Genomic DNA, 8,627 nt, shown 5'->3' with positions numbered 1-8,627 from the left:
CGGATGAATCTGACAAGAAATCAAATGGCTGAAATCATCGACCATACTCTTCTGAAAGCGACGGCCTCTGAAAGAGACATCCTGCTGCTGTGTGAAGAAGCAAGATTATACGGATTCGGGTATGTATGCGTAAATCCTTGCTGGGTTAAAAAAGCTTCGGCAGAACTGTCAGGTACAAAAACACGGATCTGCACAGTAATCGGCTTCCCATTAGGCGCAACAACGACTCCGGTTAAGCTCAGCGAGGCAGTTGAAGCTGTGCAAAACGGCTGCTCCGGGGTAGATCTGGTCATCAACCTGGGAGCGCTGAAAAGCGGATCTTACAGGCAGGCTGAAGGTGAAATAAAAGCTGTTGCCGATGCCGTATCGGCCTGCCGCAAAGACGCACATGTGAAAGTAATCATCGAGACCTGCTACCTAAGCAGCCAGGAGAAAAAGACCGCCTGCCTCATCGCCCGGGATGCCGGCGCGCGCTTTGTCAAGACAAGCACGGGGTTCGGCAGCGCCGGCGCTACTGTGGAAGACGTTGCGCTGATGAAAAGCGTGATTGGGCAGGAAATGGGCATCAAGGCTGCCGGGGGGATAAAGACGCTTGCCCAGGCTATCGCTCTGGTAGAAGCCGGGGCAACGAGGCTGGGCACAAGTTCGGGAATTGCTATTATCAAAGAAATGGATGCTGCTCAATGAAGCCGCCTGTTCAAACTCAAATTTTCGAAACTGCGTTGGGCTGGGTAGCCGGCGCCTGGACTGACATAGGTTTGGCAGCGCTTACACTGCCTCATGAAAACCCTGCTGAAGCTGTTTCAAGATTGGCAGCGAGACTGTACAAATGGGCAGACAGGAATGCAGCTTTTTCTACGGGTATTTCCGAAGCGGAAGCAGATGAACTGCCCCCGTATTTTCAGAAACTGCTCCTGGATTATTACAACAGGCTGCCCGTAAATTTCGACATTCCGATAGATCTGTCCTGGTGCACACCTTTCCAGTTTCATGTTTTAAATGCTATACGGGCAATACCATATAGCCAAACACTTTCCTACAGCCAAGTAGGAATCACCGCAGGGTATCCCAAAGCGGCCAGAGCGGTCGGTAATGCTGCCGGCTCAAATCTTACACCTGTTGTGATTCCCTGCCACAGGGTAATTATGCACAACGGAAAGCTGGGCGGTTTCAGTGACAGGATAGACTTCAAGAGATTACTGCTGGATCTCGAATCAGCGAATGTCAGATCGTAAGAATAGGCGAATATCGATTGTAAGTCTATTGTTCGGACAGCTTCTCTTATGGTATAATTTTTTACAAACGCTGGTGTGGCTCAGAGGTAGAGCAGCGCACTCGTAATGCGCAGGTCGTCGGTTCAAATCCGACCACCAGCTCCAGGAATAACAAGGCCTCCGGAGATCTATACGGAGGCTACTTTACATATCGGGCGGCTATTCAGTGCCCAGGGACACCAATAAGATATAGAAATAGCAGGACATATCTGGATCTGGTATAATTGCCGGTTGAGTTTTTATTCATTTATTCACCTTTGATTACGTCCCTTCAGAAATTCCGAAACGAATTTTGTCTTTGTAATGTAAATTTCATTGGATTGAAATTTCGCGTATATGCAGTTAAAATAATTACAGCGTTATTTCGAAGATAAACATGCGCACAACAAACAAGAGGCGTTTGGCAAGATATTTCCAGACGCATTTTTTCTGTAAATCAGATTATCAAATGTTGAAAATTTTATATATAGAAGGTGAAGTTAGAGTGACGCAAAGCAGCTTTATTGTCCTGGAAAATGGGCAGGTTTTTAAAGGAGAATCTTTTGGGGCAGATGGAGAGACGGTTGGTGAAATTGTATTTACAACCGGGATGACCGGGTACTTGGAAACATTAACTGACCCCAGCTATTATGGGCAGATTGTGGTTCAAACGTTTCCTTTAATAGGAAATTATGGCGTTATCCCTGATGATTTTGAAAGTTCTTCTCCCAAATTAAAAGCCTATATTGTCCGGGAGTGGTGTCAATTTCCATCCAACTTCCGCAGTAGGGGCGGGCTTGACGCTTTTTTAAAGATACATAATATCATAGGAGTCTGCGGAATTGATACCCGCGAACTAACCAAGATCATCAGAGAGTTTGGGGTTATGAATACCAAAATTACTGCAACGGTTGATGACATTGATGACATTGATGACATTGATGAGATACTGGCAGAAATTAAGAATTATAAAATAACAGATGCTGTTCAGAAAGTCAGTACCAGGGAAATTTCAGTAACCAAAGGAGCGCCGGGAGGATACAAAGTTGTGTTGTGGGATTTCGGGGCCAAGGAAAATATTCGCCGCGAGTTGATCAGACGGGGCTGTGAGGTTGTCACTGTGCCCGCCCATATTGCAGCAGAAAAGATTGTGGATTTAAAGCCGGATGGGATTATGCTTTCCAACGGGCCGGGCGATCCTGCCGACAATAAAGAGATTATTAAAGAACTGGCCAACCTTACTGATTCAGGGATACCGATCTTTGGTATCTGCCTGGGCCATCAGCTGCTGGCTCTGGCGCAGGGAGCGAAAACAGCCAAACTTAAATACGGGCATCGAGGCGCCAACCAGCCTGTGAAGGATTTAAAAACAGGCAGAGTATACATTACCAGCCAAAACCATGGCTACGCGGTTGTGAACGATAGTCTTCCAGCTTCGGCCTCAATAAGTTTTCTGAATGCCAATGATGGAACCTGTGAAGGAATTGAATATCAAAATATGCCTGCCTTTACGATTCAGTTTCATCCGGAGGCTTCGGCAGGCCCCCTGGATACCAACTATTTATTCGATCGATTTATTGACCTCATTCGGGAGGAGGGCTTGAAATGCCGCTAAACCAGAATATAAAAAAGGTACTTGTAATTGGCTCAGGACCTATCGTTATAGGACAGGCTGCAGAATTTGACTATGCGGGAACGCAAGCATGCCGGGCACTAAAAGAAGAGGGGTTGGAAGTAGTTCTGGTAAACTCCAATCCGGCAACGATTATGACAGACAACGCTATGGCTGACCAAATTTATATAGAACCTTTGACGTTGGAAACAGTCAAAAGAATCATTATCAAGGAGCGTCCGGACAGCATCTTATCCACGCTGGGCGGACAAACCGGTCTGACGTTATCCATGCAGTTGGCTAAAGAAGGGTTCCTGGAAAAACAAGGTGTCAGGTTACTGGGCGCTAATCCGGAAACAATAGACAAAGCTGAAGACAGGCAGATGTTTAAGGATACAATGCAGTCTATAGGTGAGCCAGTTGTTCCTTCTACAGTAGTGAATGATGTCCCTGCTGCACTGGCTTTTGCCGAAGAAATTTCCTATCCGGTAATTGTCCGTCCGGCATTTACGCTTGGCGGGACAGGCGGCGGTATTGCCTTCAATGAAAAGGATCTTCAGGAAATTGCTGAGAATGGTCTCAGGCTTTCCCCCATTACACAGGTCCTTATTGAACAATGTATCTCCGGGTGGAAAGAGATAGAATTTGAAGTAATGCGGGATCGGACAGGCAACGTAATCACAGTCTGCAGCATGGAGAATTTTGACCCTATGGGTGTGCATACTGGTGACAGCATTGTTATAGCTCCCGCAGTAACTCTTTCGGATAAGGAATACCAGATGCTGCGATCGGCTGCCTTAAATATTATTACGGCCCTGGAAGTGGAAGGGGGATGCAACTGTCAGTTTGCTTTAAATCCCGATAGTTTCGAGTATGCCGTAATTGAGGTTAACCCAAGGGTATCCCGTTCATCAGCTTTAGCCTCAAAGGCTACAGGGTATCCGATTGCCAAAGTGGCGGCCAAAATAGCGGTTGGATATACACTCGATGAGATCAAGAACGCAGTAACCGGGAAAACCTGTGCCTGTTTTGAACCAGCCCTGGATTATGTAGTAGTCAAACTCCCCAAGTGGCCGTTTGATAAATTTGTTTATGCCAAGCGCACACTGGGTACCCAGATGAAAGCCACGGGAGAGGTAATGGCTATCGGAATAAGCTTCGAACAGGCAATCATGAAAGCAGTAAGGGGAGCAGAGATTTTTCTGGACAGTCTTAACCTGCCCAAGCTTAAAGAACTGACTGACGCACAGATTGAACAGATGCTCACCGAGTGTGACGATGAACGCCTCTTCGTAGTATTTGAGGCAATTAAAAGGGGTATCTCCTGTGAAGCAATTCATGAAGTTACGAAGATTGACCGGTGGTTTTTATACAAACTTGCTCATCTCGCAGAACTGGAAAAGGATCTGGCAGCGGGGCAGTTAACCCGGGAACTATATAAAAAGGCAAAAATTCTGGGGTATCCAGATAAAGTTATTGAACGTCTTTCCGGCTGCAAAATCGAGCAGCCGATCTGGTCTTCTTATAAAATGGTGGATACTTGCGCTGCCGAATTTGAGGCCGAAACCCCTTATTTTTATTCCACCTATGATGAGGTTAATGATGCCGAGCAGTTTATCAAAGCCGGAAATAGCGGCAAAAAAACCATTATTGTCTTTGGTTCCGGACCTATCCGGATAGGCCAGGGTATAGAATTTGATTATGCCTCCGTGCATTGTGTGTGGGCGCTGAAAAGAGCAGGTTATGAAGTAGTAATCGTTAACAACAACCCGGAAACCGTATCTACCGACTTCGATACTGCTGATCGCTTGTATTTTGAACCTCTGACCAGCGAGGATGCTTTGAATATAATCAATACTGAGCAGCCTTTCGGGGTAGTTGTCGCCTTTGGCGGACAGACTGCCATCAAGCTGACCAAGTCCTTGGAAGCACATGGAGTCCGGATACTGGGCACACCGGCTGACAGCATCGATGCCGCCGAGGACAGGGAACGTTTTGATTCCTTGCTGGAAGGGCTATCCATTAAACGTCCCCGGGGATATACGGTAATGAACACGGACGAAGCGCTGCAAGCAGCCAATAAGCTGGAATATCCGGTCTTGATGCGGCCTTCCTATGTGCTTGGCGGTCAAAATATGATTATTGCTTTTAGTGATGATGATATCCTCGAATACATGGAGATTATTCTGGAGCATAACATTGAAAACCCGGTTTTAATTGATAAATATCTCACGGGCATTGAAATAGAGGTTGATGCTATCTGCGACGGAGAGGATATCCTCATCCCCGGAATCATGGAGCATATTGAAAGGGCCGGTATTCATTCCGGTGACTCGATCGCCGTCTATCCTGCCTGGAACTTGAGCGGAGAGTTGATTGAACAAGTAATAGATTATTCAAAAAAGCTGGCCCTGTCTTTGAACACCCAGGGACTGGTTAATATTCAGTATATTATACATGCTGGAGAAATCTTTGTAATTGAAGTCAATCCCCGTTCCTCCCGGACTATTCCCTATATCAGCAAAGTTACCGGGGTGCCGATGGTTGATCTGGCGACCAGGGCAATGCTCGGCGGGAAACTGACAGAAACGGGCTATGGCACAGGATTATATAGAACCCCTCCTTATGTTGCAGTCAAGGTACCTGTCTTTTCCTTTGAAAAACTCACAGACGTAGATGTGCAACTTGGTCCGGAGATGAAGTCGACTGGTGAGGTCCTGGGCATTGGAAAATCCCTGGCTGAAGCACTTTATAAGGGCCTGGTAGCAGCCGGATATAAGATGGTGAAGCAGGGCGGAGTCCTTATTACCGTACGGGACAGTGATAAACCGGAGATTGTTGATATTGCCAGGAAATACGCCGAGTTAGGTTTTACGCTTTATGCTACCGCTGGAACGGCCAGAATTTTGGAACGCTCCGGTTTACAGGTTAGATCAGTTAAGAAGATTCATGAATCAGATCATGATAACACCCAAACCCTTTTGGAAAGCGGTAAAGTCAATTATATTATTTCCACATCCTCCAAGGGCAGGCTGCCCAGCAGGGACAGTTTCAGAATACGCCGAAAGGCAGTTGAAACGGCAATCCCTTGCCTGACCTCACTGGATACCGCCGATGCCCTGGCCGGCAGTCTCAAGAGCCGTTACTCCCAGAGCAGCACCGAATTAGTGGATATCAATCATATGAGGAATGAACGTCTCCAGCTTGACTTTACTAAAATGCAGTCCTGCGGCAACGATTACATCTATTTTAATTGTTTCCAGCAGAATATTGTCAGCCCGGAATCCTTAAGTGTATATCTGTCCGACAGGCATTACGGCATTGGCGGTGATGGGATTGTGCTGATCTGTCCGTCAGATCGGGCCGATGCCAAAATGCAGATGTTTAATTTGGACGGCAGCGAAGGAAAAATGAGCGGCAATGCGCTCACCTGTATAGGAAAGTATATATATGAGAACAAGATAAGAGTTAAAGACCGGATTTCCATAGAAACCTCAAGCGGGATTAAAATACTCAAACTCTATATTCAAAATGATAAGGTTGATTCAGTCTGTGTGGACATGGGACCGGCTGAGCTTAACCCTGAGAAGATCCCGGTGAAACTGCCCGGACAGGAGATTGTGAATCAGTCTGTAACAATTGACGGCACAGGTTATCATATAACCTGTGTATCAATGGGAAATCCGCATTGTGTTCTCTTCAGCGAGAACTTGGAGAGTATCAACATTGATTTAATAGGACCGGCTTTTGAATATTCGCCTTTATTCCCTGAAAGAGTGAATGTTGACTTCGTAACGGTTATTGACCAAAATACACTTAAAATGCGGGTTTGGGAACGAGGAAACGGCGAAACTCTGTCGGCCGGTACCAGTGCCTGTGCCGGTGTAGTGGCGGCAGTACTGAATGGTTACTGCAATAAAGACCAGTATATATCTGTCAAACTCAAAGGAGGCGCCCTGATGGTTAAATATACGGATGAGGCAGTATTCATGACCGGCAGGCCGGAAATAATTTTTAAAGGAACAGTGGAGATATAATTATCTAGAATACTGGAATACCGATAAATCGTCAGGCTTTTTGAATCCCTCCCGGGATACCGTCAATGCCAATGGTTTTGCACTTACCTTTCTCAAAAGCTCCTCTTAATTGAAATGTTCCCGGTATACGCTTTAAAATTGCAAAAGTCAGATTTTGTCGAAATATTTTTCAAGGATTAACTCTTAATTTTGTCGAAGGTTGTAATAATATGGTTGCAGCGGCTGCCGCCGTTATCTGGCTATATTTATCCTCAGCAATTAAATGACTTCTTTGATAAGTAGGGGGTTTTAGATTGGATGTCTTTCTTATTTTAATAGGCTTAACCGGTTTTATAGTTTCGGCAGTAATGTGCACGGTAAGCTTCTTTAAAAACAAGGCTCGCATTAAGTTCTGGTATATTGTTCTTGTATCTGCTTTTGTGGTTCTTATAATTGGGGGCGCCATTGCCGGGCCTTCTTCTGAAACAAGTAAGGATAATAAACCAACTGAAACCAAGACTGCTATTCAATCCTCGGCCCCGGATAAAAAAGTTTCAAGTCCGGTTACAAATGGTACTCTTAAAGTCCATTTTATTGATGTAGGACAGGCTGACAGTATTCTTATTCAGTCACCATCAGGTAAATCTATTCTTATTGATGGCGGCGATAACGAAGATGGTCCCTCTGTTGTAAAATATATTAAGGCTCAGGGCATTAATAAGTTAGATGCTGTTGTGGCCACTCATCCACATGAGGATCATATCGGTGGTCTTGATAATGTTATTAAGAACTTTCCTGTAACCTCTTTTTATATGCCAAACGTCACTTCAACCGAAAAAACATATAGTGACTTAATAAAAGCCGTCGAGTCTAGCAGCAATGCAAAGCTGCAGGTTAAATCCGGTGTAAAACTGGATCTGCCTGATTTAACAGCAAAATTCCTGGCGCCAAACAGCAGTTCATACAAAGATATGAATAATTATAGCGCCGTACTAAAACTTACATATGGTGATACTTCTTTTCTTTTAACCGGTGATGCTGAAAATGTCTCCGAGGCTGAGATGCTGAAAGCCGGCTATAATCTAAAAGCCACTTTGCTAAAAGTCAGTCAACACGGAAGTAATAATTCCACTACTAGTGCGTTTTTAAAAGCTGTCTCACCTGAATACGCCGTTATATCAGTTGGTAAGGGTAACAGCTACGGCCTTCCAGTTCAGCAGATACTGGATCGTCTGTCCAGCGCAGGTGTTAAAATTTATCGCACCGATGAAGTCGGTACAATTATTGCCACCAGCGATGGAAAGAGCATTACACTAGATAAAAAAGCATCTTCAATTAAACCTCATGCTCCGTCTGCCTCCTCTGTAAACATGTAGAATGACATCCGCAATTGTGATGCAATCAAACTGCCTGATTTCTTGTGAAAGTTCCAGCCTCAAACTGGTTACGGCTCAGGTGCTTTCTCAAACAGCAGGTAGCGCTCATTCAGGAATTTTAGTTCAAATACTCCGCTGTCGTTTTGCGAATTACTCGCAGTGAGGTTTTCCCGATAAAACAGACGGTACAGAGTCAGGTTTTCTGCTAATTGGAAATTAACTGTTGTTCAGAATCTCATTTGGGCTTCGATTTCTTTATTAAGATAATCGTAGGAATTCCAATCTGCTTATTTGAATATGCAGAATCAATCAGCAAAAAGAATCTCTTTGCTTTTTCCAAAGCTTCGGTGCTGTCCATGCTGTGTTTTCT

Annotated in this window: 5 protein-coding genes and 1 tRNA gene; all 6 read left to right on the top strand. The window is 45.1% G+C overall.

Translation table 11 applies throughout. The annotated features are described in order from the left end of the window. Positions 1-9 precede the first annotated feature (9 nt). The 6 genes from deoC (at position 10) to DEH07_12420 (ending at position 8,257) form a co-directional block, all read left to right on the top strand. A complete protein-coding gene (gene deoC, locus DEH07_12445; protein HBY05285.1) occupies positions 10-687 on the top strand; it encodes a deoxyribose-phosphate aldolase in 678 nt (225 codons plus the stop codon). Next, positions 684-1,235 carry a methylated-DNA--[protein]-cysteine S-methyltransferase gene (locus DEH07_12440; GenBank protein ID HBY05284.1) on the top strand — a complete coding sequence of 184 codons (552 nt, stop codon included), beginning with the start codon at positions 684-686 and terminating at the stop codon, positions 1,233-1,235. Before deoC ends, DEH07_12440 begins: the two co-directional genes overlap by 4 nt. A gap of 69 nt (positions 1,236-1,304) precedes the next feature. Then, a tRNA-Thr gene (locus DEH07_12435) sits at positions 1,305-1,379 on the top strand. 379 nt (positions 1,380-1,758) lie between these two features. Next, complete coding sequence (locus DEH07_12430) at positions 1,759-2,868, top strand: carbamoyl phosphate synthase small subunit (protein ID HBY05283.1); 1,110 nt, start codon at positions 1,759-1,761, stop codon at positions 2,866-2,868. Further along, a complete protein-coding gene (locus DEH07_12425; GenBank protein ID HBY05282.1) occupies positions 2,859-6,902 on the top strand; it encodes a carbamoyl phosphate synthase large subunit in 4,044 nt (1,347 codons plus the stop codon). Before DEH07_12430 ends, DEH07_12425 begins: the two co-directional genes overlap by 10 nt. A 347-nt stretch (positions 6,903-7,249) precedes the next feature. Then, positions 7,250-8,257, top strand: coding sequence for an MBL fold metallo-hydrolase (locus tag DEH07_12420; protein ID HBY05281.1), 1,008 nt, complete (start codon positions 7,250-7,252; stop codon positions 8,255-8,257). Positions 8,258-8,627: the final 370 nt, after the last annotated feature.

The sequence above is a fragment of the Desulfotomaculum sp. genome (assembly GCA_003513005.1).
Taxonomy (GTDB): Bacteria; Bacillota; Desulfotomaculia; order Desulfotomaculales; family Nap2-2B; genus 46-80.
This window is presented reverse-complemented; position numbering and strand designations above follow the sequence as displayed.